The 25,170-nt window shown below is 64.6% G+C and carries 21 protein-coding genes; 11 read left to right on the forward strand and 10 right to left on the reverse strand.

Going from position 1 to position 25,170, the window contains the following annotated elements; all coding sequences use genetic code 11:
• Window positions 1-24: 24 nt before the first annotated feature.
• Together ACN6KF_RS18375 and ACN6KF_RS18380 are read right to left on the reverse strand one after the other, a co-directional pair.
• A complete protein-coding gene (locus ACN6KF_RS18375; RefSeq protein ID WP_434958228.1) occupies window positions 25-561 on the reverse strand; it encodes a GNAT family N-acetyltransferase in 537 nt (178 codons plus the stop codon).
• Window positions 562-1,482, reverse strand: coding sequence for a LysR substrate-binding domain-containing protein (locus ACN6KF_RS18380; protein ID WP_434958229.1), 921 nt, complete (start codon window positions 1,480-1,482; stop codon window positions 562-564). It abuts the gene before it with no gap.
• 341 nt (window positions 1,483-1,823) lie between these two features.
• On the opposite strand from ACN6KF_RS18380, the gene ilvD reads away from it, so the two are divergent.
• The 3 genes from ilvD to ACN6KF_RS18395 all read left to right on the forward strand — a co-directional run bounded on the left by ilvD (window position 1,824) and on the right by ACN6KF_RS18395 (window position 5,207).
• Window positions 1,824-3,497, forward strand: coding sequence for a dihydroxy-acid dehydratase (ilvD, locus tag ACN6KF_RS18385; RefSeq protein ID WP_434958230.1), 1,674 nt, complete (start codon window positions 1,824-1,826; stop codon window positions 3,495-3,497).
• A gap of 165 nt (window positions 3,498-3,662) precedes the next feature.
• The gene (locus ACN6KF_RS18390; protein WP_434958231.1) at window positions 3,663-4,277 is read left to right on the forward strand and encodes a TetR/AcrR family transcriptional regulator; all 615 of its coding nucleotides are present in this window, start codon (window positions 3,663-3,665) and stop codon (window positions 4,275-4,277) included.
• A 12-nt stretch (window positions 4,278-4,289) separates the two neighbouring features.
• The gene (locus ACN6KF_RS18395) at window positions 4,290-5,207 is read left to right on the forward strand and encodes an NAD(P)-dependent oxidoreductase (protein ID WP_434959703.1); all 918 of its coding nucleotides are present in this window, start codon (window positions 4,290-4,292) and stop codon (window positions 5,205-5,207) included.
• An 11-nt stretch (window positions 5,208-5,218) separates the two neighbouring features.
• Here ACN6KF_RS18395 and ACN6KF_RS18400 read toward each other — a convergent pair whose 3' ends face one another.
• Window positions 5,219-5,989 carry a mechanosensitive ion channel family protein gene (locus ACN6KF_RS18400; protein WP_434958232.1) on the reverse strand — a complete coding sequence of 257 codons (771 nt, stop codon included), beginning with the start codon at window positions 5,987-5,989 and terminating at the stop codon, window positions 5,219-5,221.
• A 529-nt stretch (window positions 5,990-6,518) separates the two neighbouring features.
• On the opposite strand from ACN6KF_RS18400, the gene ACN6KF_RS18405 reads away from it, so the two are divergent.
• Window positions 6,519-6,854, forward strand: coding sequence for a hypothetical protein (locus ACN6KF_RS18405; protein ID WP_434958233.1), 336 nt, complete (start codon window positions 6,519-6,521; stop codon window positions 6,852-6,854).
• A 48-nt stretch (window positions 6,855-6,902) separates the two neighbouring features.
• On the opposite strand, the gene ACN6KF_RS18410 is transcribed toward ACN6KF_RS18405, so the two are convergent.
• Window positions 6,903-7,790 (reverse strand): LysR family transcriptional regulator, encoded by an 888-nt coding sequence (locus tag ACN6KF_RS18410; RefSeq protein ID WP_434958234.1) that lies wholly within the window; start codon window positions 7,788-7,790, stop codon window positions 6,903-6,905.
• A gap of 92 nt (window positions 7,791-7,882) precedes the next feature.
• On the opposite strand from ACN6KF_RS18410, the gene tmpA reads away from it, so the two are divergent.
• Together tmpA and tmpB are read left to right on the forward strand one after the other, a co-directional pair.
• Entirely contained in the window at window positions 7,883-9,040 is a 1,158-nt protein-coding gene (tmpA, locus tag ACN6KF_RS18415) for a 2-trimethylaminoethylphosphonate dioxygenase (protein WP_434958235.1), read from the forward strand.
• Window positions 9,037-9,621 carry a (R)-1-hydroxy-2-trimethylaminoethylphosphonate oxygenase gene (gene tmpB / locus ACN6KF_RS18420; RefSeq protein ID WP_434958236.1) on the forward strand — a complete coding sequence of 195 codons (585 nt, stop codon included), beginning with the start codon at window positions 9,037-9,039 and terminating at the stop codon, window positions 9,619-9,621. The genes tmpA and tmpB overlap by 4 nt, the downstream gene beginning before the upstream one ends.
• Before the next feature lie 447 nt (window positions 9,622-10,068).
• Here tmpB and ACN6KF_RS18425 read toward each other — a convergent pair whose 3' ends face one another.
• Complete coding sequence (locus ACN6KF_RS18425) at window positions 10,069-13,470, reverse strand: autotransporter outer membrane beta-barrel domain-containing protein (RefSeq protein ID WP_434958237.1); 3,402 nt, start codon at window positions 13,468-13,470, stop codon at window positions 10,069-10,071.
• Between the two features lie 769 nt (window positions 13,471-14,239).
• Between ACN6KF_RS18425 and ACN6KF_RS18430 the strand changes: the two genes are divergently transcribed.
• Window positions 14,240-15,271: an AraC family transcriptional regulator gene (locus tag ACN6KF_RS18430; RefSeq protein ID WP_434958238.1), complete on the forward strand. Its 1,032-nt coding sequence runs from the start codon at window positions 14,240-14,242 to the stop codon at window positions 15,269-15,271.
• A gap of 132 nt (window positions 15,272-15,403) precedes the next feature.
• Here ACN6KF_RS18430 and ACN6KF_RS18435 read toward each other — a convergent pair whose 3' ends face one another.
• Window positions 15,404-15,766, reverse strand: a complete 363-nt coding sequence (locus ACN6KF_RS18435) for a VOC family protein (protein WP_434958239.1) — start codon at window positions 15,764-15,766, stop codon at window positions 15,404-15,406.
• A gap of 196 nt (window positions 15,767-15,962) precedes the next feature.
• Here ACN6KF_RS18435 and ACN6KF_RS18440 point away from each other — a divergent pair, with 196 nt between their 5' ends.
• Genes ACN6KF_RS18440 through ACN6KF_RS18450 form a run of 3 tightly spaced genes read left to right on the forward strand, consistent with a single transcriptional unit; the run spans window position 15,963 to window position 18,457 of the window.
• Window positions 15,963-17,174, forward strand: a complete 1,212-nt coding sequence (locus tag ACN6KF_RS18440) for a Tm-1-like ATP-binding domain-containing protein (protein ID WP_434958240.1) — start codon at window positions 15,963-15,965, stop codon at window positions 17,172-17,174.
• Between the two features lies 1 nt (window position 17,175).
• Complete coding sequence (locus tag ACN6KF_RS18445) at window positions 17,176-18,012, forward strand: phosphoenolpyruvate hydrolase family protein (RefSeq protein WP_434958241.1); 837 nt, start codon at window positions 17,176-17,178, stop codon at window positions 18,010-18,012.
• A gap of 10 nt (window positions 18,013-18,022) precedes the next feature.
• Window positions 18,023-18,457, forward strand: a complete 435-nt coding sequence (locus ACN6KF_RS18450; protein WP_434958242.1) for an SRPBCC family protein — start codon at window positions 18,023-18,025, stop codon at window positions 18,455-18,457.
• A gap of 254 nt (window positions 18,458-18,711) precedes the next feature.
• Here the strand turns inward: ACN6KF_RS18450 and ACN6KF_RS18455 are convergent, their stop codons facing one another.
• The 3 genes from ACN6KF_RS18455 to modB form a co-directional block, all read right to left on the reverse strand.
• Window positions 18,712-20,346 (reverse strand): ABC transporter ATP-binding protein, encoded by a 1,635-nt coding sequence (locus ACN6KF_RS18455; protein WP_434958243.1) that lies wholly within the window; start codon window positions 20,344-20,346, stop codon window positions 18,712-18,714.
• Between the two features lie 137 nt (window positions 20,347-20,483).
• Window positions 20,484-20,717, reverse strand: a complete 234-nt coding sequence (locus tag ACN6KF_RS18460; protein WP_434958244.1) for a DUF4287 domain-containing protein — start codon at window positions 20,715-20,717, stop codon at window positions 20,484-20,486.
• A gap of 74 nt (window positions 20,718-20,791) precedes the next feature.
• The gene (modB, locus tag ACN6KF_RS18465; protein WP_434958245.1) at window positions 20,792-21,490 is read right to left on the reverse strand and encodes a molybdate ABC transporter permease subunit; all 699 of its coding nucleotides are present in this window, start codon (window positions 21,488-21,490) and stop codon (window positions 20,792-20,794) included.
• 260 nt (window positions 21,491-21,750) lie between these two features.
• On the opposite strand from modB, the gene ACN6KF_RS18470 reads away from it, so the two are divergent.
• A complete protein-coding gene (locus ACN6KF_RS18470) occupies window positions 21,751-22,110 on the forward strand; it encodes a winged helix-turn-helix domain-containing protein (RefSeq protein ID WP_434958246.1) in 360 nt (119 codons plus the stop codon).
• A 32-nt stretch (window positions 22,111-22,142) separates the two neighbouring features.
• On the opposite strand, the gene ACN6KF_RS18475 is transcribed toward ACN6KF_RS18470, so the two are convergent.
• The gene (locus ACN6KF_RS18475) at window positions 22,143-25,001 is read right to left on the reverse strand and encodes a M16 family metallopeptidase (protein WP_434958247.1); all 2,859 of its coding nucleotides are present in this window, start codon (window positions 24,999-25,001) and stop codon (window positions 22,143-22,145) included.
• Window positions 25,002-25,170: the final 169 nt, after the last annotated feature.

Below are 25,170 nucleotides of genomic sequence, written 5' to 3' on the forward strand. Positions count from 1 at the left end.
GGTGAGGCGGTGCCCACGCGCCCATCATAACGACGGCGTTCCCGACGTTGTAGAGCCTTCCTCGTCGCCACCGAGAAAACGTATCATCAGCGCCTCGTCGACATAGCCGTTCCCGGTCTTGAGCGCGCGTGGCTCGACGCCATAGATCTCGAAGCCGAGCCGGCGGTAGAGCGCCAGAGCATCGTCATTGCCTTGCACGACAGCCAGGAGCAATTGTTCCACCTCGCCACGCGCGGCCCCGATCAACGCCTGCATCAGCGCACCGGCAATGCCCTGCCCCCGCCACTGCGGCTCGACATAGACGCCCCAGACACTGCCCTTGTGCTTGTCCTTGAGGCCGTCATGGCGCCGATAGCCGGCCATGCCGACGATTTGACCATCCCTATGGGCTCCGAACACTGTGGCCTGGGACAGCCGTTCGGCGAAGGCCGCTGCCGGCCTGACGACCTCGGCCGCATAGGTGCTGCCGAAGGCATCCGGCGCCGTGGCAAGCGCGGCGAGGCGAATGGTGCGATAGTCGTCGCCATCGGCGGGGCCGAGACGTCGGATGATGACGGACATTCAGAGTGCTTCCTTCCAGATTGCTTCCTTCTCCGCCACTTCCAGGAAACGCCGCAAGGCCGGTGCGCGATCTTCGAGACGCCAGGCGAGCCCGGTCTCGATCACCGGCGCGGCATCCCGCAGGGCCAGATAGCGCACGCCCTGGCGCTGCAGGCGTTGCAGCGATCGCGGCACCAGCGCCAGCCCCATGCCGGCGGCGACGAGGCTGATGATCGTCTGCATCTGGATCGCCTCCTGCTTGACCGGCAGGGTCGCGCCATGCGCGGCATAATAACCGGAGACGATGTCATGGAAAGAAGGGGCGCTGCGTCGCGGAAACAGGATCAGGGGTGCCGCCACCAGGGCGTCGATCGGCAGCCCCTGCCCCGTAAAACCGGCTCGTCCCTGCTCGATCCAGGCCTCGGGCACGGCCGCGACCAGCGGTTCGCGCAGCAGCGGCCGGTAATCGAGCGCCCCGGGCAGGCTGGTGCGCGAGGAGGCGATCACCATGCCGACATCGACCTTGTCTTCCAGCAGCGCCTCTATCTGGAGGTCGCTGGTCATTTCCGTGAGTGCCAGTTCCACGGCCGGGTACCGTTCCCGGAACGCGCTGACCAGGCCCGGCAGCAGGCTATAATCGGCGGTGCTGACGAAAGCGAGCCGCAACAGTCCCGCTTCCCCGCGCGACAGGCGGCGGGCCATGTCGGGCAGGCCATTGGCGTCCTCCAGCACCCGCCGGGCATGAACCTGCCATGCACGCCCGACCGGTGTGAGCGCGACATGGCGCTTGGTGCGGGCGAACAGCTTGACTCCGAGCTCCGCCTCCAGCGCCTGGATGGCCTGACTGAGCGGCGGCTGCGTCATTGCCAGCCGCTCGGCGGCACGGCCGAAATGCAGCTCTTCCGCCACGGTCAGGAAATAGCGCAGCTGCCGCAGATCCATGCGGGCTCCTTCTATCGGTTTGGTCCCTTGCCCCCTTGCGGGATCTGGCACTTCCCAGGGAAGTGCCTTAGGTGGCGGCAGCCGGAGGAGGGGTTTTCACCACGCCTATCCGAGCGAAGCGCCGACTCCCCTCATCCGCCCCTTCGAGGTACCCAGTCCACTCCAAGTGGAGTGGACGATACCCGCGAGGGGAGAAAGGTATCCGCGCCATTCTCGTCGCTGCTTTTTCATATCTTTTACGACCTAATATAGCCAGAAACATATATTTTACCAACGATTGGAACGGCTCTAGCATGGGCGGGATTTTGAATGCGGGCCTTGCCCCGCCAATGGAGGATCCCATGCCGATCAACGAGCGCTCCCGGCACATCACGGAAGGCGTCGCCCGCTCCCCCAACCGGGCCATGTATTATGCTCTCGGCTACGAAAAGGCCGATTTCGACAAGCCGATGATCGGCATCGCCAACGGCCATTCCACCATAACGCCGTGCAATGCCGGCCTGCAGCCACTGGCCGATGCCGCTGTGGCCGCCATCAAGGCTGCCGGCGGCAATCCGCAGCTCTTTGGCACCCCAACCATCTCGGACGGCATGTCGATGGGCACCGAAGGCATGAAATATTCGCTGGTCTCGCGCGAGGTCATCGCCGATTGCGTCGAAACCTCGGTGCAGGGCCAGTGGATGGACGGCGTGCTGGTGCTCGGGGGCTGCGACAAGAACATGCCAGGCGGCATGATCGGCATCCTGCGTGCCAATGCCCCGGCGATCTATGTCTATGGCGGCACCATCAAGCCGGGCCGCTGGAAGGGTCAGGACCTTTCGATCGTCTCCGCCTTCGAGGCGGTGGGCTCCTTCATGGCGGGCACGATGAGCCAGGAGGATTTCGACGGCATCGAGCGCAATGCCTGCCCGTCCACGGGCTCCTGCGGCGGCATGTATACCGCCAACACCATGAGCTCGTCCTTCGAGGCGCTCGGCATGTCGCTGCTCAATTCGGCCAATATGGCCAACCCTGATCGGGAAAAGCTCGACAGCGCCGCCGAATCCGGCCGCGTGCTGGTCGAGGCGGTGAGAAAGGGCATCAAGCCGCGCGACATCGTCACGCGCAAGGCCATCGAGAACGCCGTGGCGCTGATCATGGCGACCGGCGGCTCGACCAATGCCGTGCTGCATTTTCTCGCCATCGCCCATGCCGCAGAAGTGGAATGGACGCTCGACGATTTCGAGCGCATGCGCCGCAAGGTGCCGGTGATCTGCGACCTCAAGCCCTCGGGCAAATATATGGCCGTCGATCTGCACAAGGCCGGCGGCGTGCCGCAGGTGCTCAAGCTCCTGCTCAATGCCGGTCTCATCCATGGCGACTGCCTCACCATCACCGGCCGTACCCTGGCCGAGGAATTGGCGCAGGTGCCGGACGCGCCGCGCGCCGACCAGGACGTCATCCGCCCGATCGACAAGGCGATCTATCGCGAAGGCCACCTCGCCATCCTCAAGGGCAATCTCGCCGAGGGCGGCGCCGTCGCCAAGATCACCGGCCTGAAGAGCCCCTATATCAGCGGGCCGGCGCGCGTGTTCGACGACGAGAAGTCGGCCATGGACGCGATTCTATCGGACGCGATCAAACCCGGCGATGTCGTGGTGCTGCGCTATCTCGGCCCCAAGGGCGGGCCCGGCATGCCGGAAATGCTGGCGCCGACCTCGGCCATCATCGGCCGTGGCCTCGGCGACAGCGTCGGCCTGATCACCGATGGCCGTTTTTCGGGCGGCACCTGGGGCATGGTGGTCGGTCATGTCACACCGGAGGCCTATGAGGGCGGCACCATCGCCCTCGTCCAGGAAGGCGACACCATCACCATCGACGCCCGTCGCCAGAGCCTGGAGCTGGAGGTCGATGACGCCGAACTCGCCAGGCGCCGCGCCGCCTGGCGCCAGCCCGCCCCCCGCTATACGCGCGGCGTGCTCGCCAAGTTCGCGGCACTCGCCCGGCCGGCCAGCGAAGGGGCGGTCACGGGCTGAAGCGGGAAGAGGCGGACAGGAAGTCCGCGGTCCCAGCCGCGGCGCTTCCCGCGCAACGTCTGCAAGCTTCGCTCTGGAAATGCCGCGACTGGGACCGCGGACATCCTGTCCGCTCTTTTCATGAAATGACTTGATTAGGAAACGATCATTTCCTAATCTCGCCGCATGTCCATTCCCCTTCCCGCTCCCCAGCGCCAGGCCGGCCGGCCCCGAGAGTTCGATCTCGAGGCCGCGCTCGACAAGGCCATTGTCGCCTTTCGCGAGCGTGGCTATCACGCCGCCTCGATCGCCGATCTCGGCAAGGCGATGGATCTGACCGCGGGCAGCCTCTACAAGGCCTTCAAGGACAAGCGCGCCCTCTTCGTGGCGGCGCTCGAACGCTATACCTCACTGCGCAATATCGGCCTGCGCGCCAGCATCGCGGGGCTGGCCACCGGGCGCAAAAGGCTGCGCGCCGTGCTCGATTTCTATGTCGATTCCGCCCACGACCTCGAAGGGCGCCGCGGCTGCCTGGTCGTCGGCAGCGCCGTCGAACTGGTGACCCTCGACGAGGATCTCGCCGACCTGGTCTCGCTGGCCCTGCGCCGCAACGAGGCGCTACTGATCGAGTTGATCCGGCAGGGGCAGGCGGATGGCTCCGTCAATCCGTATCTCGGCGCCCATCAGGCGGCTCGCACCATCCTGTGCATCCTGCTCGGCATGCGCGTGGTCGGCAAGACCGGCCGCCGGCATGGCGACATGGCCGATATCGTGGATCTCGCGCTGAAAGTGCTCGACTGATTTTTTTGGCCAATTCGGAAACGATCATTTCCAATTAAGGAGTTCTCGATCATGCAAGTCGGTTTTCTCGGTCTGGGTACCATGGGCTTCCCCATGGCCGCCAATCTGGTCAAGGCGGGCAACCGCGTGCGGGCATGGAATCGTTCGCAGGAGCCGGTTGCCCGCCTCGCGGCGCTGGGGGCCGAACGGGCCGCCTCGCCGGCCGATGCGGCTGATGGCGCCGAGGTGCTGATCGCCATGCTGGCCGATGACGAGGCGAGCCGGGACGTCCTGCTCGGCCAAGGCGCGCTGGACGCCCTCGGCAAGGGCGCCGTCGTCGTGAACATGGCGACCGTCTCCGTCGCCTTTACCCAAGACATCGCCGTCGAGCACGCAGCCCGCGGCCTCTCTTACATCGCCGCTCCGGTGCTCGGGCGCGTGAACGTGGCGGAGGCCGGCCAGCTCAACATCCTCGCGGCCGGCGATACCGACCAGCTCGACCGGGTCCAGCCCTTGTTCGACGTGCTGGGCCAGAAGACCTGGCGTTTCGGCGACCGGCCGGAACAGGCGGCCGCGGTAAAGCTGGCCGCCAATTTCATGATCGCCAGCGCCATCGAGACCATGGCCGAGGCGGCCACGCTGGCAACGGGGCACGGCGTCGCCAAGGCTGCCTTCCTGGAGATGCTGACCTCCACCATCTTCGCCGCGCCGCCCTATAAGGGCTATGGCGCCGCCATCGCGGAGGAGCGCTTCGAGCCCGCCGGCTTCAAGCTGTCGCTCGGCCTGAAGGATGTGCGTCTTGCCCTGGCGGCGGCGGATGCCGTCAACGTGCCGCTGCCCTTCGCCGGCGTGCTGCGCGACAACCATCTCGATGCCCTCGCCCATGGCGAAGGCCATCTCGACTGGGCCGCGCTCTCACGCGTCGCCGAACGGCGTGCCGCGCAACGCTGACCCGCCTGCGATCAGGCCGCGGCGGCGGAAGTCAGCGCCGCCGCGGCCCGCTGCACGATCTCGGCCTTGAGTCCATCGGCGTCCGCCGCCTTGGCCCAGGCCTGCACCGCCACGTCGACGCCCTTGTCTGTGAAGCCGGACAGCACGATCGAGGCCGCGGGCAGCGGCAGCACGCGGCTGTCGCGGCTGAGGAAATCGCGGATCGCGCCCGAAACCGCCTCGGCATTGCCGCCATAGGGCACGGGCACCTTCACATTGACGCTGCGGGTGGGATAGGCCGAGACATTGGTGATCGGCGAGCCCCAGACCTGCCCGTTCGGAATGAGAACCTGCACATTGTCGCCGCTGGCGAGCTCGGTCATGAACAGATTGAGGTTCTTGACCGTGCCGGCCTTGCCGGCCACCTCGATGCTGTCGCCGAGCTGGAAGGGACGGAACAACAGCAGCATCACGCCGGCCGCCATGTTGGAGAGCGTGCCCTGCAGGGCCAGGCCGATGGCCAGCGAAGCAGCGCCCAGCACGGCCACCAGGCTGGTGGCCTGGATGCCGATAACCTGCAGGATCAGGATGAAGACCAGCAGCAGCACGCCATAGCGCACCAGGCTCGACAGGAAGGCCGTGACGATCGGATCCATGCGCGAGGTCGCCGTCAGGGTCCTGGCGGTCAGGCGCTCCAGCATGCCGGCGGCCCACCAGCCGATCAGCGTGATCACCAGCGCCCCCAGGCAGTTGATGCCATAGAGGATGAACAGGTTTCCTAATCCATTGAGATCGATCGGCAAGGATAGCCTCCTGGGGTGGGCAGCGGGGGCACCCCGATAGCACAACGGTGCGACAGGCCTAAAGCGTTTTGCGATTTACCGGCATCGGCCGTACTTACCAAGACCCGCCGAAACAAGGCTCGGAGCATGTATTCGGGCTCTCTTTGCGCCAGGCCGATGGTCATGGAATCATTGCAGTCACCGTCTCGACCGACATGCGGGCGAGGTCTGGAAACAAGGCCGTGATTCGGGTAGCAGGCCTCGCCGGGTCGTTTGGATACAACCACAGGTCGCAGACATCCTGACAACCTAATACCGTTGACTATCATGGCAATGCAAATCTCGGCGCCTGGATAACTAACAAGTATTAAGTCGCGGCTTTCATTCGCTAATCCGTCTGGTCAACTTCCAGAGGTAGGAAATTACGGAGTATGCTGCCGGACAGATAAGTTCGAATCATCTCTCAAGCTTACGGGGGAATACTATGCGTTTCCTGTTCCTTCCCCGAGTCACGAGAACACATTATCCGTTCCTCGAAGAATTATTGTCCTTGCATATACCTTATGCGGAGTGGCTGCGCCTGGTGGCTGACTGGCGGGAGGCAGGCAAGGCGCAGAGCTTTACCGTCCGCTACATGACGGTTAATCCCTATGAATTGCGCCGCTGGCTGCCGGCTGGCCCGGCACCCGCCACCCTCGCTCAATTGCTGCAATTCACCGACTGGGTCGGCAATGGCCGGCTGGGCGACCCCTTCGCCTCCGCAACGGTGCCCGGCAATCTGGACACGCGGCATCCCGGCGGCACGCCTCGATCGGGCGGCCCGTCCGGCCCTTCGTGGGAAGCTCGTGAGGAAAACCGGATCCCGCTGCGGGTCGCCACTCCCTGACGCACTGCGCTGCTGCATGCAAGCCGTCAGGCCTTGAGCCAAGCTGGCTCAGGCCCGGGGCTTTGCTTCGTCCAGAATCCAGTCCAGCACGGCCTGCTCATGCGGTGCAAGCGCCCGGCCGGCCGGGCTGGTAATGAAATGGCCGCGCTCGCCGGCGAGTTCGAGGTCCGACAGCGGCTGGAGCCGGCCTTCCGCAAGCGCCGTATCCGCCAGCGGCCGCGAGGCCAGCACCACGCCGGCACCGGCCTTGGCCGCCTCCAGCGCCACCACGAAACTGTCGAAGACCAGGGCGGGCCGACCGGGCGCCACGATGCCGGCTCGCGCGAACCAGTCCGACCACATTTCGCGGCCACCGGCGACCGAGAGCAGAGGCAGCTGTGGCCACTGCCCCGGGTCGGCCAGCCCGGCCAGCACAGCAGGTGCCGCCGCCGGCACCAGGCGTTCCCAAATCAGGCGATGGCTGTCGCGCCCTTCGAACGCGCCGATGCCGAAGCGGATGTCGAAGCCTTCGCGGTCATCCGCATAGTCGGCGGGGACATGCACCGTCGATAGGGCCAGGCGGATCTGCGGAAAAGCAGCGGCAAAGGCCGGAATGCGCGGCGCCAGCCAAAGCAGGGCAAAGGAGATCGGGCAGCGCAGGCCGACACTCTGCCCGGCTCGCCGCCCGAACAATTCGGTGGTGCTGCGGGCCAGCGAGCGAAAGACACCCTGGATATGGGGCAGGTAGGCACCGGCCTCCGCCGTCAGTTCCACGCCCCGCCGCTGGCGGATGAACAGCGCGGCGCCGAGTTCGGCCTCCAGATTGCGGATATGCTGGCTGACGGCGGCCTGGGTCAGGCCGAGCTCCTCGCCGGCCGCCGTGAAATTGAGATGGCGGGCGCAAGCCTCGAAGGTGCGCAGCCAGACAAGCGGCGGAAGACGAGACGATTCTGCCATAATTGAAACGATGTCAACTGCACAGTTTTCATTGTTTGTACGATGACAGAGGCTTTCGCACAATAGCCGCCATCGAGACGGGAGACCATGCGATGAAGGCGGAAACACTTGAGATCCTGGACGCGGGCCGTGCCCTGTGCGTCAATTGGGGCAATGGCGAAAGCCACCGCTTCCACGCGATCTGGCTGCGCGACAATGCCCTCGATCCGCGCACCCGCAGCAGTACCAATGGCCAGCGCCTGATCACGGTACTCGACATTCCGGCTGATACCGTGATCGCTTCCGCCGTGCTTGCCGCACAGGGCGATGTCAGCATCACCTTCGCGCCTGAGCAGCACGAGGCCGTCTTTCCGGGCAGTTGGCTTCACGAACGCCGCTACGACAAGCCGGCGCCCGGCGCACCGGGCTGGCTCGGCCCGCGAATCGAGCCCTGGGACGCCGCCCTGCAAGGCCAGGTTCCGACCGCCTCCTATGACCGCCTGCGCCAGGACCGGGCTGCGCTCGGCACTTGGCTCGGCGCGGTCGAGCGCCATGGCTTTGCCGTGGTCACGGGCATGCCCATCGATTCGGGCAGGCTGTGCGAGGTCGCCGAACTGTTCGGCTATGTGCGCGAGACCAATTACGGCCGCTTGTTCGAGGTGCGCGCCGAGGTCAACCCCACCAATCTCGCCTATACCAATCTCGGTCTGCAGGCCCATACCGACAATCCCTATCGCGATCCCGTGCCGACGCTGCAATTGCTGGCCTGCCTGGAGAACTCAGTCGAGGGTGGCGATTCCATCGTGGTCGACGGCTTTGCCGCTGCCAGGCGCCTGCAGGCCGAAGATCCGAAAGCCTTCGATCTCCTCAGCCGCCATGCCGTGCGCTTCGAATATGTCGGTTCGTCCGGGGTGTGCCTGCGCTCCAAGCGCCCCTTCATCGAACTGGGGCCGGATGGCGAGATGATCGCCATCCGGTTCAACAACCGCTCGGCAGCCGCCTTCACCGACGTGCCCTATGCGGAGATGGCCGCCTTCTATGCTGCCTATCGACGTTTTGCCGAAATCCTGGAGGATCCCGCCATGGAAGTGAGCTTCAAGCTCAAGCCTGGCGAGCTCTTCATCGTCGACAACACCCGGGTCCTGCATGCGCGCAAAGCCTTTTCGGGCAGCGGCAAGCGCTGGCTCCAGGGCTGCTATGCCGACAAGGACGGCCTGCTTTCCACCCTTGCGGCCATTCGGGCCGAAACCCGCCTGGAGGCCGCCGAATGACGACGCCAGTTCTCGACACTACCACCATCGTGCCCTTCCTCGCCGGCATCTTCGAACGGCGCGGTGCCGAGGAATATCTCGGCGAGCCCGTGACCATGGCCGAGCATATGCTGCAAGGCGCCTGGTTCGCCGAACAGGATGGCGCCAGTGACGAGTTGGTCGCCGCCGCTTTGCTGCACGATGTCGGCCATTTCACCAGCGAGTTCGGCGCCTACTCCCCCGACGACACCGAGGACAAGCATCACGACGATGCTGGCGCCGAGGTGCTGGCACCATTCTTCCCGCCGGTGATCACCGAATGCGTGCGGCTGCATGTGGCGGCCAAGCGCTATCTGTGCGCAACCGATCCGAGCTACGACGCCAAGCTCTCTCCCGCCTCGCGCCATACGCTGTCGCTGCAGGGCGGCCCGATGAACGAGGCGGAGATTGCGCAATTCCGTTCCAGCCCCTTCTACAAGGAGGCCGTGCGGGTCCGGCTCTGGGACGAGGCCGGCAAGGTCGCCGGCCTCAAGACCCGCAGCTTCGGCGACTATGCCCCGCTATTGCAGCGCGTGGTCGACCGCTTCCTGGCCGCATCCTAAGCTGCTCGGTTCTTCCAGATACGCTCGAATTGAGCGACGATGGAGAGGCGAGGCCGTGCATTTTGGGGCATGTCAGGTTCGATCGGGAGAAACTGCATAACGAGCTATCTCAAGCTCCTTCCGATCAGAGAAATCAGAAAGAACGACAAGATACAGTAGAGCAAAAAATAAGATGTCAAGGTCATTCCTTACTCTCACTGGTTGTTATTCCTGATTGCCACGGCAATGCTGCCACGACAAAGCTTTGAGCCTATCAACCCGCATTCATTACCAAGACTTGAGACCAATCAAGGCCTCCTGCGAGCTGACCGAAGCACCCGGAATTACAAAGACATGTCGAAACGAAGAGTGAGGGCAATGGAGCGCTCAACTGTGAACGCTCATTGCTTCGAAGCACGCTTGTCTTTTACTCCGGGCGACACGGCATAAAGCCGCTCCGGGCGGCGCTTACCAGCGGTAACGCAAACCCGCGGTACCCTTGAGGGTGTAGTTGTCGCCCCCCTTGCCGGACAGGGCCATGGCATAGGAGGCCTCGCCATAGGCGCTCCAGTTCTTGCTCCAGGCATAGGTTGCGCCGGCGCCGACCTCGCCCCACAGGCGGCGATTGCTCTGCACCAGCGAGGCTCCGGACACCTTCACGCTCCTGCCCTTCAGGAACTCGTAGGTGAGGTTGGCGATGCCGTAGAACTGCAGGCGCGCCGTCTGGCCATTGGCATCCTGCCAGCTCGACAAATGTTCCAGCCGGATGCCGGCGCGGCCCTGGAGGCTGTCGCCCCGGCCGAGCGCGATGCGGTTGCCCAGATTGTCGGTGAAGCTGGAGAAATCGACATGGGTCCAGGCGAGCTGCGCCTGCGGCACCACTGCCCAGCCCGAGCCGAGCTCGTAGCGCTTGCCAACTTCCAGGCTCGCCGCGCTCGACCAGCCCTGGTTGCGGCCGTTCTTGTTCGACAGGCTCGAATCGTACCAGGTGAACTGGCCGATGGCGTCGGCATAGAGACCGTCATGGCCGAGCCAGGTCAGGTTGGCGCCGATGCCATAGCCGTGCGTGGTGATCCGGCCCTTGGCCCGGGCTGCGCCCGTCACCGGGTCGTTGCTTACATCGATGCGGGCCGTCGAGGTGCCGATGATCGCATAGGCGCCGATGGTGAGGTCGCCCGCCGCGGTCTCCTTGGCCACGCCTTCATAGCCGGCCTGCAGGAAGCCGATGCTCTGATTGTAGGCCGAGCCCGTCCTGGGCGCGAAGGAGGAATACTGCCCTCCCATCCGCCCCCAGGCACCCTGGCCGATCAGCGCCGGCCCGCCCTTGGCATAGGCCATGGCTCCAGCGGGCGGCAGATTGGCCGCAACCGCGGCCGTACCATCGGGCCAGATGCGGTTGCCGGTGCGCTGCTGCAGGGTGCCGAGCGTCGCCTGCGCGAAGTTCGACAGCACGTCCGCATAGGGCAGGGCCGTCTGGCTGTTGGGCGATAGCTTACCGGTCGAGCGCAGATACCAGTTCTGATTGCCCGCATCGGCGCCCACGCCGCCGAGATAGAGGTTGTAATCATAGGCGCCCGCCGCCACGGCAGCGCCGAGGCTGAAGGCGCCGGCCTGCGAGGTGCCGCCGACCTGGATGACCTCGATGCCGTTGGCCGTGGTCGCCGCGCCGGGGCCGGCGGGGCTGGTGGTGTTGTGGATATTGAGCGTCGTCGTCCCAGAGACATTGCCGTTGACGATCAATTTGTCGGTCGGGGAATTGTCCGAGGCCAGATAGGTGTTGAGCTCGAGCGTACCGCCATTGCCAACATAATCTCCGGCCACCGTCAGGGTTGTGGCTGCCAGACCGCCTTTCAGATTGGTAGCGACAATGCCGGCATTGGTCAGTGACTTCACGGTCTGGTTGAAGCCATTGGCATCCAGCGTGGCGGCCGTGACATTGACGTCGGAATTCGGGCTGAAAGCACTGGCGGCCCCCGCCTGCAGCATGCCGGCCGAAACGGTGGTCAGGCCGTAATAGCTGCTCTGCCCCGTCAGGACGGTGGTGCCGCTGTTCATCTGGTTGACGGCGAGCTTGTAGTCCGGCGAGGCGCTGGTCATCGCCGGCGTGAAGATGATGTCGTCGGTGTGGTTGAAGTTGATCGTCGCGCCAGTCTGGGAATAGCTGGTGACCTTGCCGGCCGTCAGGTTCCCGGCGAGGCCGCCCGTGCCGATATTGATGGTGCCGGTGCCATTGGGCGAGAAGCCGCCGCCGACGCCGACCGTGCCCGTGACGGAGGCAAGACCGCCATCGGTGAGGTTGACGACGCCGGTGGCGCCGCTATTGCCGACCGACATGTCGCCGGTCACGGCCAGGGACGAGCCCGTGCCGGTGACGGTGACGGTACCGTCGGAGCCGTCAAAGCGGGCGATCGTGGTGTTGCCGCTGGTGACCTTGGCGCCGTCCTCGATCGTCAGGCCGGCCTTGCCATTGTCGCCGACGACGAGGGTGCCGGTATTCTCCCAGCTGGAGCCCGCGCCGGAGACCTTGACCGTGCCGTTGGAGGCGACGCCCGTGTTGCTGACCAACTGGCCAAGCGTCGCGGAGGCACTCTTCAGCTTGCCGCCATCCTCGACCGTGAGGCTTGCGGTGCCGAGGCGTCCGACGATCAACTCGCCGGTCGTCGTCCAGCTCGAGCCCGTGCCGCTCACCGTGGCGGTGGTGTCGGAGCCTTCGTAATAGCTCAGATGGGTGATGCCGCTCTCGATCGCGCCGCCCGCCGTCACATCGACGGTGGTTGTGCCGTACAAGATCGAGAGCTGGTTCGACGCCACGAGCTTGGAGCCCTCGCCCGTGACGTTGATCGCGCTCGGCCCGTAGCCATTGTAGCAATTGACACAGAAGAAGCCGGTTTCGGCCTGGCCACCATCCTCGAGGTTGAGTGTACTCGATTCCATCGTCAGGCCACTGGTGGCGGTCCATTTGGAGCCGGTGCCAGTGATGGTCACGAGCGAGGGCGTGCCGGCGTAGCCGATGGAGCCGGACGTGGTGTTGACCTGGCCGGCGTCTTCGATGAGGAGCGATGCCTGGCCGCCCGGCGGGCCATTGGGATTGTAGTATTCTCCGCCGACCGTCACGCTGTAGGAATCCCAGGCCGAACCGGCGCCGGTCACGACCATCGTCGAACCGGTGGCGCCGGGGCTGTTGGCGATCGTGACGAAGGAGGAACTCGAGGCCTTGGCGCCATTCTCGATGCGCAGCGAGCCCTGGCCGGCATCGCCGACGAACAGATAGGTACCGGCATCGAAGCTCGAGCCGCTTCCCGTCACCACCACCGAGCCGTTCGAACCGGCCTGCTGGCCTATGGTCGTCTGGGCAGGGGTATTCGGCGGATTAGCATTGGTGACGCTGCCGCCGTTTTCGATCCTCAGCGAGCCCGTGCCGGAGGCGCCAATCACCAGCGTGCCGTTCGATGTCAGGCTGGACCCGGTTCCCGACACGGTCGCGTTTCCGTTCGAGCCTGCAAAATTGCCAATGATAACGGTGCTGCCGGTGGCCTTGCCACCATCACTGACGTTGAGAGTGCCCTTGCCGGAGCCGCCGACGACGAGCGAGCCTGTCGACGTCATGGTGGAGCCCGTTCCGGTGACGGTCGCGATTCCCGTCGAGTTTGCGAGCTGACCTATAGTGGTCGAGCTGGCCTTGGTCTGGCCGCCGCCGCTGAGGTTGAGATTGCCGGTTCCGGAGCGGCCCACCGCCAGGACGCCGTTGACGTTGACGCTGCCGCCGGCAAGGACATTGACCGTTCCTGTATTGGGCATGCCAATGAAGAGGTTGCCCACATTCCACGGGCTCGGTTGCGTGCCGGGAACATCCACGGTCTGGTTGTTCACCACCGCGTTCTGAGCGTGCGCACCGTTCCAGGGAACCAGCGCGAGAAGGCAACTCGCCGCACCTGCGGCGAGCTTGATCGGTTGCTGTCTTCGCCCAGCAGGAGATGCGCTCGGAGAACCGAGAAGTTTCTTACGTCGAGTTGCCATTTTTTGAAGATTTGACCAGTTGGTGTAATCGCGCACATATCGAGGCTGGCGACATACGCGTATGTGCGATTCAGCACACGTCAGGGTTGCGTCACATCGATCTCAGGGGATGTTTAGCCTGCGCCGTCCGAAGTGCCTTGCCGTCCGCGTCCTGCTGCGTCGTTCAACATGCCGGATTGCAAGGGGGCAGCCTGAGAGGGCGCACTCGTGAACAAGCCGCATCCCTCGAAATGCCGATATCGAGTGAAGCCAGGTTCGACCGAATGGTCAAAGCACGCCAATACTTTTGACCCTCTGGCGGCACCGAGGGCGGCCTGATATCTACCATGAATCACCTTCTCGGCCCCTAGACCCATTGCTGCGACCACGCGCGTTACTTTACGCTGCTGTCGCGGGGCGAAGGCTGACGAGTACGGCCAGCTCCCTTGCGTCATAACGTAACGATATGCACTTATTCGCATAGGTTATGACAGGCCATATTCCAAGTTAGTTTCGGCCATAACACTAAAAAATAAATACTGAATGAAAATTCAAAATACAACACGCTGATATGGACATTAAAGTACATCACTCAGGATTCATATAGAGAAATTGATACAAAAATAGACAACCTGAGGACAAAATGCCAAATCTTTCTAAAGAAAATCTAATATACAGGACAAATCTTCTATTTGTTCTTCTTAATGTCCTCGAGAACGAAGGAATATCAAGAGAGCCTCTCTTGAGAGGAACGGGAATCAAACTGCACAACCCCTCCGGCCCTCAAGCCTATGTCTCGACGCCGCAGCTTCTCGATGTCATCCGAAGGGCCATGGCGATTTCGCCGCGCCGGCATCTCGGTTTGCGTTTCGGCCAGGCGGTAACGATGACCAATTATGGCCTCTACGGCCTGACGATGCTAAGCGCGCCTCGTTTGCGGGATCTCTTCGATTTCATGACACGGCATGATGCGGCTTCCGATGTGATCGTGAGATTCGCCTTCTCCGAAGGCCCCGCCATGGCTGCGATTTCCTTCCACCCTTCCTGCGACAGACATTTGGAGAGCGACCTCCATGTCTTTCTGGTCGAATACGCCCTGGGGGCTTGTCTCTCCTGCGGACGCGAGCTCTTGGGATCAGAATGGCCGATATCTGCCATCGAAATGACCGCGGCCAAGCCGGCGACCTCCACCGTGTATGGCGACACGTTCGGCTGCCCGATCGAATATGGACGGCCGGTCGATCGCATCCTGTTCCATCCATCCCTGCTCGATTTCGTGCCGAAACAGGGTTTCGCGCCGACTTTCGCCCTCATGCAAGGGCTCTATGAGGGCCAGCTCGATCCAAGCCTCCCGTCTCCGGCCATTGAGGCCCGGCTCCAGGCGATAATGATGGAAAGAGGGGCGGGTTCAGTCTCGATCGAACAGGCCTCCGGCTGGCTGGGCATGAGCTCGCGCACGCTTCGACGCCGGCTCACCATGGAAGGCACGAACTTTCGGCTCGTCATGAACAAGGTGCGCATGGAGCAGGCCGCCAAACTCCTCCTGGAATCGGATTTGCCGATCGGCAAGATCGCCGAGCGCCTGGGGTATAGCGATACGTCCAATTTCAGGCATGCCTTCCGCATGGGAATGAAAATCTCGCCATCCGTCTATCGGGCAACAGCCCGCCGATGACGCGTCGAGACGGCGCAGGCCCGGCTCGACCTCACTCGGCGATGGCATCTGCTACTAAATGGCAGAGTTCGCCGACCGCGCAAAAGAAGGCCGGCTGCGCACTTCCTGGGAGGATGTTTCCGAAGCCCCCCATCAGCCCCCTCGCCCCCCATGCGCGAGGATGTTAACGAGGCGCCCGAGCGGATCACGGAGAAAAAAACGCCTGACGCCCCAGGGTTCGTTGGCTGGGCCGTAGACGGTCGCGTAGCCGGCAGCCACGGCGCGGGCATGGACCTCGTCGACGTTATCAACTTCAATGGAGAGGTCCGGCACCGGCGTGCCGGAGCCGCCCTCGCTGGCAAGGCTGAGTTGGGGCGCCTGATGGCCCCGGCCGGCGAAAGTGAGTATCCAGCCGTGGTCCATCACCACCTCCAGCCCGAGCAGATCCTGGTAGAAGGCACGGGCCGCCTGCGGGTCGGCGGCGGCGAGATTGGCGACGATGCGCAGCACGGCCATGATTCCTGTCCTTTCCGGCAGTCGATCGAAACGAAGCTGCAGGTTGCGGTAGCACCCCTCATCCCCCTGCCGGGACCTTCTCCCACAAGGGGAGAAGGGAGGAAACACCGACCTTCCCACCCCATCCGCTCTTAACTCGCCCACTGCGTCCGTGCTAGCGTCCCGCCACAATGATAAGACAATTGGGAGCGTAGGGATGGGCGGGTCGAGCGTCTATGTGGCTGGTACCTTCGACACCAAGGGAACCGAGCTCAATTTCGTGGCCGATTGCATCCGTTCCCATGGGCTCGACGTCACCCGGGTCGACCTTTCCACCAGCGGAACGGCCAGCGAAGTCGAGGTGCAGGCTGCGGCGGTGGCGGCCAGCCATCCCGGCGGGGCCAAGGCGGTGTTCACCGGCGATCGCGGTTCGGCCGTCAGCGCCATGGCGCTCGCCTTCGTTCGCTTCATCGCCGGGCGGGACGACGTCGCCGGCCTGATCGGCCTCGGCGGCTCGGGCGGCACCGCCCTGGTGGCCCCCGCCATGCGCGAATTGCCGGTCGGCACGCCCAAGCTGATGGTTTCCACCGTCGCCTCGGGGAATGTCGCCGCCTATGTCGGCCCGAGCGACATCACCATGATGCATTCGGTGACCGACGTGGCCGGGCTCAACCGCATCTCGCGGGTGGTGATGACCAATGCCGCCAATGCCATTGCCGGCATGGCGCGGGGCCGGGCCGAGGCGGTCGCGGAGGCCGACGACAAGCCGGCCATCGGCCTCACCATGTTCGGGGTGACGACGCCCTGCGTGAACCAACTCGTGGCCGCTCTTTCCGCCGACTATGACTGCCTCGTCTTCCACGCCACCGGCATTGGCGGCCAGTCGATGGAGAAGCTGGTCGATTCCGGCCTGATCGCCGGCGTGCTCGACGTCACCACCACCGAGGTCTGCGACCTCCTGTTCGGCGGCGTGCTGGCGGCGACCGAGGACCGCTTCGGCGCCATCGCCCGCACGAAGGTGCCCTATGTCGGCTCCTGCGGCGCGCTCGACATGGTCAATTTCGGCGCGCTCGACAGCGTGCCGGAGCGCTATCGCGGCCGCAATCTCTATGTCCACAACCCGCAGGTCACGCTGATGCGCACCACGGCGGCGGAGAATGCCGAAATGGGCCGCTGGATCGGCGAAAAGCTCAACCAATGCGAGGGCGAGGTACGCTTCCTCATCCCCGAGGGTGGGGTTTCCCTGCTCGATGCGCCCGACATGCCCTTCCATGATCCCGAGGCCGATGCGGCCCTGTTCGCGGCGCTGGAAGCGACGGTGATCCAGACGCCGCGGCGCCAGCTCATCCGCGTACCGGCCGGGGTGAACGATCCCGTCTTCGCGCAGGCGCTCACGGCGAATTTCAAGAGCATTATTGGAGAGCATTGATATGGCGCACAGTGAGCGCGAGAGGATCCTGGCAAGGTTTCGCGGCATGATCGCCGAGGGACGGCCGATCATCGGCGGCGGCGCCGGCACCGGCCTCTCGGCCAAATGCGAGGAAGCCGGCGGTATCGACCTGATCGTGATCTACAATTCCGGCCGCTATCGCATGGCCGGCCGCGGCTCGCTGGCAGGGCTGCTCGCCTATGGCAACGCCAACGAGATCGTGGTCGACATGGCGCGCGAAGTGCTGCCGGTGGTCAAGCACACGCCGGTGCTTGCCGGCGTCAACGGCACCGATCCCTTCTGCCAGTTCGGTCCCTTCCTCGATCATCTCAAGGCGATGGGCTTTGCCGGTATCCAGAACTTCCCGACTGTCGGGCTGATCGACGGCAAGTTCAGAGCCAATCTGGAGGAGACCGGCATGGGCTATGCCCTGGAGGTCGACCTCATCCGCCTGGCGCGCGAGAAGGACCTCCTCACCACGCCCTATGTCTTCAATGCGGACGATGCCCGCGCCATGGCCAAGGCGGGGGCCGACATCATCGTCGCCCATATGGGCCTGACCACGGGCGGCTCGATCGGCGCCGACACCGCGCTCACCCTGGAAGGCTGTGTCGGCGAGATCAACGCCATCGCCGCCGCAGCGCGCGAGGCCTCACCCGATATCATCGTGCTCTGCCATGGCGGGCCGATCGCCGAGCCGGAGGACGCCCGTTTCATCCTGGCAAACTGCCCAGGTTGTCACGGCTTCTACGGCGCCTCCAGCATGGAACGCCTGCCGGTGGAAAAGGCGCTGGTCGCCCAGACCCAGGCCTTCAAGAACCTCAACATCAAAAAATAGGGAGCCCCCCATGGCCAAGGCCTATGCGAGCGCCGTGATCGATGCGCCGATCGAAACCGTCTGGACGATCGTGCGCGACTTCAACGCCCTGCCGGACTGGCACCCGGCCATCGCCAGGAGCGAGATCGAGGATGGTCGCAGTGCCGATGCCGTCGGCTCCATCCGCTCCTTCCATCTCGCGGACAGCGCCCATGTGCGCGAGCGCCTGCTGGCGCTCGACGATGCCGGACACACGCTCAGCTACAATTTCGTCAAGCCGGCCTTTCCGGTCGAAAATTATGTGGCTGTTATCCGCCTCATCCCCATCACCGACGGCAATCGCACCTTCGCTGAATGGAGCGCCAGCTTCGACGAGGCGCCCGCCGACGCCGGCAAATATGTCGAGATCGTTTCCAAGCACGTCTTCGCCGCTGGCTGGACGGCATTGCAGGCGAAGTTGAGGTGATCGGGGGGCTGGTCTTCAGACCAGCCTTCCCGGGCGACCTCGACATTGCCTGTCTGGTCTGATGGGCCTGACCGAAAAGTCTCGGGAACCTCGACCTTTGTCATCACCGGGCTTCGACCCGGTGATCCAGCGCTACAAGCCTCGATAGGTTGCGATGTCTGGATGCCCGGGACAAGCCCGGGCATGACAAGAATTGAGCTTTTCTTGGCCTCGTTGCGGGTTTCAAGTCAGTCTCTAAAGACCGGCCTCCAAAATTACTGCCCCACCACGTCCTCTGGCGCGGCCGCCATGGCAAAGGCGGCGGCAAGCAAAGCCTTGGTATAGTCCTCCCGCGGGCGCTCGAAGATCTCGCTGGCCGGACCGTGCTCGATGATCTTGCCGCCCTGCATCACCATCACCTCGTTGGCCAGCGCCCGCACCACCTTCAGATCGTGGCTGATGAAGAGATAGGCCAGCTTGTGGCGCTGCTGCAGCTCGCGCAGGAGGTCGACGATCTGGGCCTGGACCGACATGTCGAGGGCCGAGGTCGGCTCGTCCAGCACCAGGAATTTCGGCTGCAACACCATGGCGCGCGCAATGGCGATGCGCTGGCGCTGCCCACCCGAGAATTCGTGCGGATAGCGGTCCATCGCCTTGGGTTCGAGGCCGACATCGGCAAGCGCCCGGGCGACCGCCGCCCGTCGTCCGGCGGCGTCGAGCCCCCCGCCCAGCACCTGCAACCCCTCTTCGACGATCTCGCCCACCGACAGGCGTGGCGAGAGCGAACCATAGGGATCCTGGAAGACGATCTGCATCTGCTTGCGCAATGGCATCATCGCCCGCCGGTCGAGGCCCTGGATCGGCTTGCCCAGATAGGCGATCGGCCCCGTCGAGGAGATCAGTCGCAACAAAGCGAGGCCGAGCGTGGTCTTGCCCGAGCCGGATTCGCCGACGACGCCGAGGGTCTGGCCTTCCTTCACGGCGAGGCTGACACCGTCGACCGCCTTGACGTGGCCGATCGTACTGCGCATCAGCCCGGCCCGGATCGGGAACCAGACCTTGAGATCGTCGGCCGAGACGATGGTGCGGGCCTGCGCATCGAAAGGCGTCGCCCTGCCCTTGGGCTCGGCCGCCAGCAGCCGCCTGGTATAGTCGCTGGTGGGGTTGGCGAAGACTTGCCCCGTCGGGCCGGCATCGACGATCCGTCCCTTCAGCATCACGCAGACCCGGTCGGCCAGCTTGCGCACGATCGACAGGTCATGGGTGATGAACAGCATGGCCATGCCGGTCCTCAACTGCATCTCCTTCAGGAGAGCGAGGATCTGGGCCTGGACGGTGACGTCGAGCGCCGTGGTCGGCTCGTCGGCGATCAAGAGGTCCGGGTCGTTGGCGAGCGCCATGGCGATCATCACGCGCTGGCGCTGGCCGCCGGAAAGCTGATGGGGATAGGCGTCGAGGCGTTTTTCCGGATCGCGGATGCCGACCTGGGTCAAGAGTTCCAGCGAACGGGCGCGCGCCGCCCGCTTCGACAGGCCGCGATGCACGCTGAGGATCTCGCCGACCTGCCGCTCGATGGTGTGGAGCGGGTTGAGCGAAGTCATCGGCTCCTGGAACACCATGGTGATGTCGGCCCCACGCACGCGTTGCAGGGTCTTTTCCGGCGCGCCCAGGAGATTCTCGCCGCGAAACAGCACTTCGCCCGAGGGGTGGGAGGCAGCGGGATAATTGAGAAGCTGCACGATCGACAGGGCCGTGACCGATTTGCCCGAGCCCGATTCCCCCACCAGCGCCAGGGTCTCGCCCTTGTCGAGACTGAAGGAAACCTTGTCGACCGCCAGTTCCGGCTGCCCCTCCGTCCGGAAAGCCACGGAGAGGTCGCGAACCTGAAGGAGCGGTGCAGAAGAAGCCATGGCCAAGGCCTAGCGCAGAATCAGGGCGGATTGAATCGGATTTTGTTCCCGGCTGCGCTCGCATACTGCCCTCGTGCAAATGCAGCGCGCGGGAGACGGCAAGAGCGGACGGGACGTTCGCTCTTGCCCCCGGGAAATCAGCCCCCCTTGCCATCCTTGGCGAGGGCGTAGGCCACCAGGGCATTGGCGTGGCCATGGCCAAGCTTGAATTCGTCCTTCAGCCAGCCGACGATTTCCATATGCTTGGAGCCGCGCTTGCCCTCGATCAGCGCCAGCCAATGCGCGATCGGCTGGCCATATTTCTTCTCGATGGAGGGAAAATAGGACGCGGGCCCTTTGACCGGCTGCCGGTCGGGCGTTTCAAGGCTCATAGTCGGTCTCCACGAATCGACGGGCGTTCAGAAGTGATATGCCCTGCTCCACATTGCAAGACAGGCCCCGATCATCAGCTCTGGCCGGCTTGTCCGAGCCTGGAGCGGGCACGCCGGGCCATCGCCTCGGAGATGATCAGCGCACCGAAGGCGAGCACCACCGAGACCAGGGTCAGGCGGATCACGGTATTGTCGCCATTGGGATCCTGCAGCGCCGTATAGATCGCCGCCGACAGGGTCTGCGTTTCGCCGGGTATGTTGGAGACGAAGGTGATGGTCGCGCCGAACTCGCCCAGGGCCTTGGCGAAGGCCAGCACCATACCGGCGATGATACCGGGAATAGCGAGAGGCAGCGTTACCGTGAGGAAGGAAAAGAAGGGATTGGCGCCGAGCGTGCCGGCCGCCGATTCGAGCCTGGGATCCACCGCCTCGACGGCGAGGCGGATGGCGCGCACCATCAGGGGAAAGCCCATCACGGCGCAGGCGATGGCCGCGCCGGTCCAGCGGAAGGCGAAGACAATGCCGAGCTTCGACGCGAGGAAAGAGCCGATCAGGCCGTTGCGCCCAAGCAAAATCAGGAGGACATAGCCGGTGACCACCGGCGGCAGCACCAGCGGCAGATGGACAAGAGCGTCGAACAGCGCCTTGCCGGGAAAGGCCCGGCGAGCGAGGACCCAGGCGGCGGCGACCGCAAAGGGCACCGAAATCAGCGTGGCCAAGCCGGCAATCTCGAGGCTGAGCCACAGGGCCGTCCATTCTTCAGGCGAAAGCACGCCCCCATTCCTCCGCCTAAAGCATTTTTTGAGAAAATGCGTCGAAACAAAGAGTTAGGGTGAAAGCGCGACTTTGATGAATCGCACTTTCACTCTATGGCACGCGGCCCATCGACATCAGGCCAACCGATGTCAGACCTTGGGCCTGCGCCCGAATACGCTATATTCTCCTGAATAGGGCGGTTCGCCCGTAATCGCAATGACACCTGCTTGAGAGCCAAGCGCGCTTTGCTCCCGCCCTGTGCTTGAGGAGACCGATCATGTCCGGCCCACCCGCGATCCACCTCAAGATCAGCTTCGGCGAGGACGCCCGGCTCGGCCCGGGCAAAATGGACCTGCTGGAGGCGGTGAAACGGGCCGGCTCGATCTCGGCGGCGGGCCGCGAACTCGGCATGTCCTATCGCCGAGCCTGGCTGCTTCTCGATGCGGTCAACACCATGTTCGGCCAGCCCGCCATCGAGACCTCGGCCGGCGGCAGCCATGGCGGCGGCGCCCGCCTCACCGCCTTCGGCGAAAACCTGCTCGCCGCCTACCGCTCGGTGGAGACCGAGACCGCCAGGCTGGCCGAACAGGCCTTCGCCGATCTGGTGCCGGCAATCAGGGCGCAGGCGCGGGCCTGACCGGCAAGAGGCTGGTTCTCCGCCTCCGCGTCTCAGCGCGCCGCGGCGGCTCCGGCCGGCAGCACCGTCAGCTTCCAGACATTGCCGGGCTTGAAATAGGTCTGGGCGAAAGCGCGGATATCGGCTGGGCCGACCTTGTCGTAACCGTCCCGGCCGGCGCGGATCAGCTCGAGGCGCCGCGGATCGGTCTGGCTGCCGCTTACCTTGCCGAGCCAATAGTCGTTTTCCTGCTGCCGGCGCCTGATCGTCTCGATCTTGGGCGCACGGGCACGAGCAAGTTCGTCGGGCGAAACGTCCTTCTCGATGAGATCAGCCGCGATCTTGTCCACCAGGGCATAGAAGGAGGCGACCTTGGCCGGCGTGGTCTCGACCATGGCATAGACATAGCCGAAGCCCGGCAGGGAAGAGGACAGATCGACTGAGCCCTGGGGAGAATAGGTCGCCCCTTCGGCAATGCGGAACTCGTCGATCAGGCGATTGACCAGGATCGAGCTGGCAAGGTCGGCCGTGAAGCTGCGCGGAATGTCCGACAGCATATCGCCCACCGGCATGGCGACCAGGACGGCGGCATTGTCCGGGCGCCCGGAATGGCTCTGCACGACCGGCTCGGCCTTGATGGCCGGAAAGGCCGCAGCAGCGTCGGCGGCCGGCGTCTGCGGCACCGGGCGGGGCGGCAGGGCACCGAAGGTCGCGGCGACCTGACGGATGGCCTCATCCACGCCGACATCACCGACAATGGTGATGTCGAGAGCGCCCTCAGCGAAGACCGGCGCGAACAGGGCCTGAAAATCGCCGGCCTTGGCCGCCAGCAATTGCGGGCGGTCCGGGAAGGTCCAGCGCGGATCGCCGGAGTGGATCAGCCCCTGGAAGTCCCGGCTGACCACCACGCCGGCCGTCGCCTCATATTGCGGCAGATTGGCGAGATAGAGCTGCCGGATACGCTCGAAGACCTCCGGCCGCCAGGCGGGATCGGAGGCATAGGCGGCGAAGATCTGCAATTGGGTGGCAAGATCGGCCGGACGCGTCGTGCCCTCGAACTTGAAGGCACGGTCCTCCAGGGAGAAGCCGACGCTGGCGATCTTCGACGCCAGCACCTTCTGCATATCGTCATAGTCGATCGCCTTCAGGCCCGAGAGCTCAACCGCCTGGGCGGTCCAGGTCGGGATCGGGCGGTCATGCGGCAGATCGAGCCGGCCCCGGCCGATATCGACACGGACCTGGATCTCGTCGGCCCTGAACTTCGTGGGCTTGACGGTGAGGCGCACGCCATTGGCAAAGCGCACCATGGTCAGGCCGAGATCCTCCACGGCACGGCGCTCGGCGACGTCGCCCGGCGTGCCGAATTTGGTGTAGGGCCAGACCACCTCGGCGGCATCGGCCGGCGCGGTCACGGGAACGGCCTGCGAGCGTGCATAAGCCTTCTCGACCGCGGCCGGCTCCGGCGGCTCGGCGCCCTGCAGCACAAGGCGCGGACCGCTGCCGGAGAGCACCGCCTGAACAGCCTTGTCGACCTCGGCGGCCGTCAATCCCTTCACCATGCGCTCAAAAAGAACGAGATCGTCGGCAGGCGAGGTGAAGACCTTGCTCTCGTCGACGCTGCTGGCGAGCATCGCGGCGAGATCCGGGCTGGTGCGCGTCGCCGCACCATCGGTCAATGATTGCAGGGCGGAACGATATTCCGCCACCTCGCGGTCGACCTCGGCCTGGCTTGTGCCGAACTGCACGAGACGGCGCTGTTCCTGATCGAGCGCGGCCAGGCCCTTGTCCCAGGCACCGGTTTCGACATCGGCGGACAACAGGCCGGCGCGGGCCGATTCGTAGAGATCCTGCAGGCCGACATCAGCCGCGATGAAGGGCGCATTGGCCTTGCGCGACAGGGCCTGGAGACGGCGCTTGAGCACCGACAGGCCAACATATTCGATCGCGCTCTGGCGCCGCTTGGCATAGCTGTCCGGCGCGGCGTCGAAGGGGCGGATCCAGGCCAGGTAGATCTTGGTGTTCGCGCCCGGAACCTTGACGACGTCGGCACCGACGCCGCGCTTGAGAGGCTGGCCGAGGTCGGGCTCGGCCACGGCCGGGCCGACGGGCTTCCAGTCCTCGAAGCGCCGGCGGATCTCCGCCTCCATGGCGGCTGGGTCGATGTCGCCGACCACGAGCAAAGTGGCACGGTCCGGACGGTAATTGGCCTGGTAATAGGCGCGCAGCCGCTCGATGGGGGCGGTGCGGATGATCTCGGTCTTGCCGATTGGCGCGCGCTCCGGCACGCGCTGTCCGGCGAGGAGGACGTTGAACAGGCCCATGATGCTGCGATAGCCTGGCGTGTCGCGCAGGCGCTCCTCGGAAAGGACGACGCCGCGTTCGCGATCGAGGGCGGAGGCGCTGAGCGTGAGTTCGCTCGCCGTCTCGCGCATCAGCATCAGGCCGGTGGAGACGGTATCGGCATCGACCTCCGGCAGGTCGAGCGCATAGGTTGTCTCGTCATAGCTGGTATGGGCGTTGGTGTCGGCTCCGAAGGCCAGCCCCTTGCGCTGCAGGATGCGCACCATCTCCCCTTCCGGCACCCGGGTCGAGCCCTTGAAGGCCATGTGCTCCAGCATATGGGCGAGACCCCGCTGGTCGTCGGCCTCCTGCAGCGAGCCGGATCCGATACGCAACCGGATGGCGGCCTGCCCCGCCGGCGTGGTGTTGCGCATCACCGCAAAGCGCATGCCGTTGCCGAGCACACCGAAACGGATGCCGGCTTCGGGCTTCAGGTCGCTATCGGCCTGAGGCCAAACAGCGATCTTGGCTGCAGTCTCGGCTCGGACGGGAAAGGGGGCGACGGACAGGCAAAGCAGGGCCGCCGCGATCAGGTGGCGGGCGGGCCGGAGGCGCAAGATGGAATGGGGCAAGCAGGATCTCTATGGGGGAGGAACAGATTTCGCCCGCGCACCATAGAGCAAAACGCGTTTAGACGGAAACGCTTGTTTGCTCTAACTCCTTGTTTCGACGCGTCTTTGCGATTCTTGGCGTAACCGCCAAATCGCAAAACGCTCTAGCGTCATTCCCCAAGGTTGCGGC

The organism is Labrys methylaminiphilus subsp. lupini, from assembly GCF_051161885.1.
In the GTDB taxonomy this organism is placed as follows: Bacteria; Pseudomonadota; Alphaproteobacteria; order Rhizobiales; family Labraceae; genus Labrys.

Bases quoted from the DNA above. Each gene is read 5' to 3' on its own strand.
- ACN6KF_RS18430 (WP_434958238.1), top strand. From the start codon at position 14,240: ATGCCAAATCTTTCTAAAGAAAATCTAATATACAGGACAAATCTTCTA.
- tmpA (WP_434958235.1), top strand. From the start codon at position 7,883: ATGAAGGCGGAAACACTTGAGATCCTGGACGCGGGCCGTGCCCTGTGC.
- ACN6KF_RS18390 (WP_434958231.1), top strand. From the start codon at position 3,663: ATGTCCATTCCCCTTCCCGCTCCCCAGCGCCAGGCCGGCCGGCCCCGA.
- ilvD (WP_434958230.1), top strand. From the start codon at position 1,824: ATGCCGATCAACGAGCGCTCCCGGCACATCACGGAAGGCGTCGCCCGC.
- ACN6KF_RS18380 (WP_434958229.1), bottom strand. From the start codon at position 1,482: ATGGATCTGCGGCAGCTGCGCTATTTCCTGACCGTGGCGGAAGAGCTG.
- ACN6KF_RS18435 (WP_434958239.1), bottom strand. From the start codon at position 15,766: ATGGCCGTGCTGCGCATCGTCGCCAATCTCGCCGCCGCCGACCCGCAG.
- tmpB (WP_434958236.1), top strand. From the start codon at position 9,037: ATGACGACGCCAGTTCTCGACACTACCACCATCGTGCCCTTCCTCGCC.
- ACN6KF_RS18445 (WP_434958241.1), top strand. From the start codon at position 17,176: ATGGCGCACAGTGAGCGCGAGAGGATCCTGGCAAGGTTTCGCGGCATG.
- ACN6KF_RS18470 (WP_434958246.1), top strand. From the start codon at position 21,751: ATGTCCGGCCCACCCGCGATCCACCTCAAGATCAGCTTCGGCGAGGAC.
- ACN6KF_RS18450 (WP_434958242.1), top strand. From the start codon at position 18,023: ATGGCCAAGGCCTATGCGAGCGCCGTGATCGATGCGCCGATCGAAACC.
- ACN6KF_RS18440 (WP_434958240.1), top strand. From the start codon at position 15,963: ATGGGCGGGTCGAGCGTCTATGTGGCTGGTACCTTCGACACCAAGGGA.
- ACN6KF_RS18375 (WP_434958228.1), bottom strand. From the start codon at position 561: ATGTCCGTCATCATCCGACGTCTCGGCCCCGCCGATGGCGACGACTAT.
- ACN6KF_RS18455 (WP_434958243.1), bottom strand. From the start codon at position 20,346: ATGGCTTCTTCTGCACCGCTCCTTCAGGTTCGCGACCTCTCCGTGGCT.
- ACN6KF_RS18460 (WP_434958244.1), bottom strand. From the start codon at position 20,717: ATGAGCCTTGAAACGCCCGACCGGCAGCCGGTCAAAGGGCCCGCGTCC.
- ACN6KF_RS18410 (WP_434958234.1), bottom strand. From the start codon at position 7,790: ATGGCAGAATCGTCTCGTCTTCCGCCGCTTGTCTGGCTGCGCACCTTC.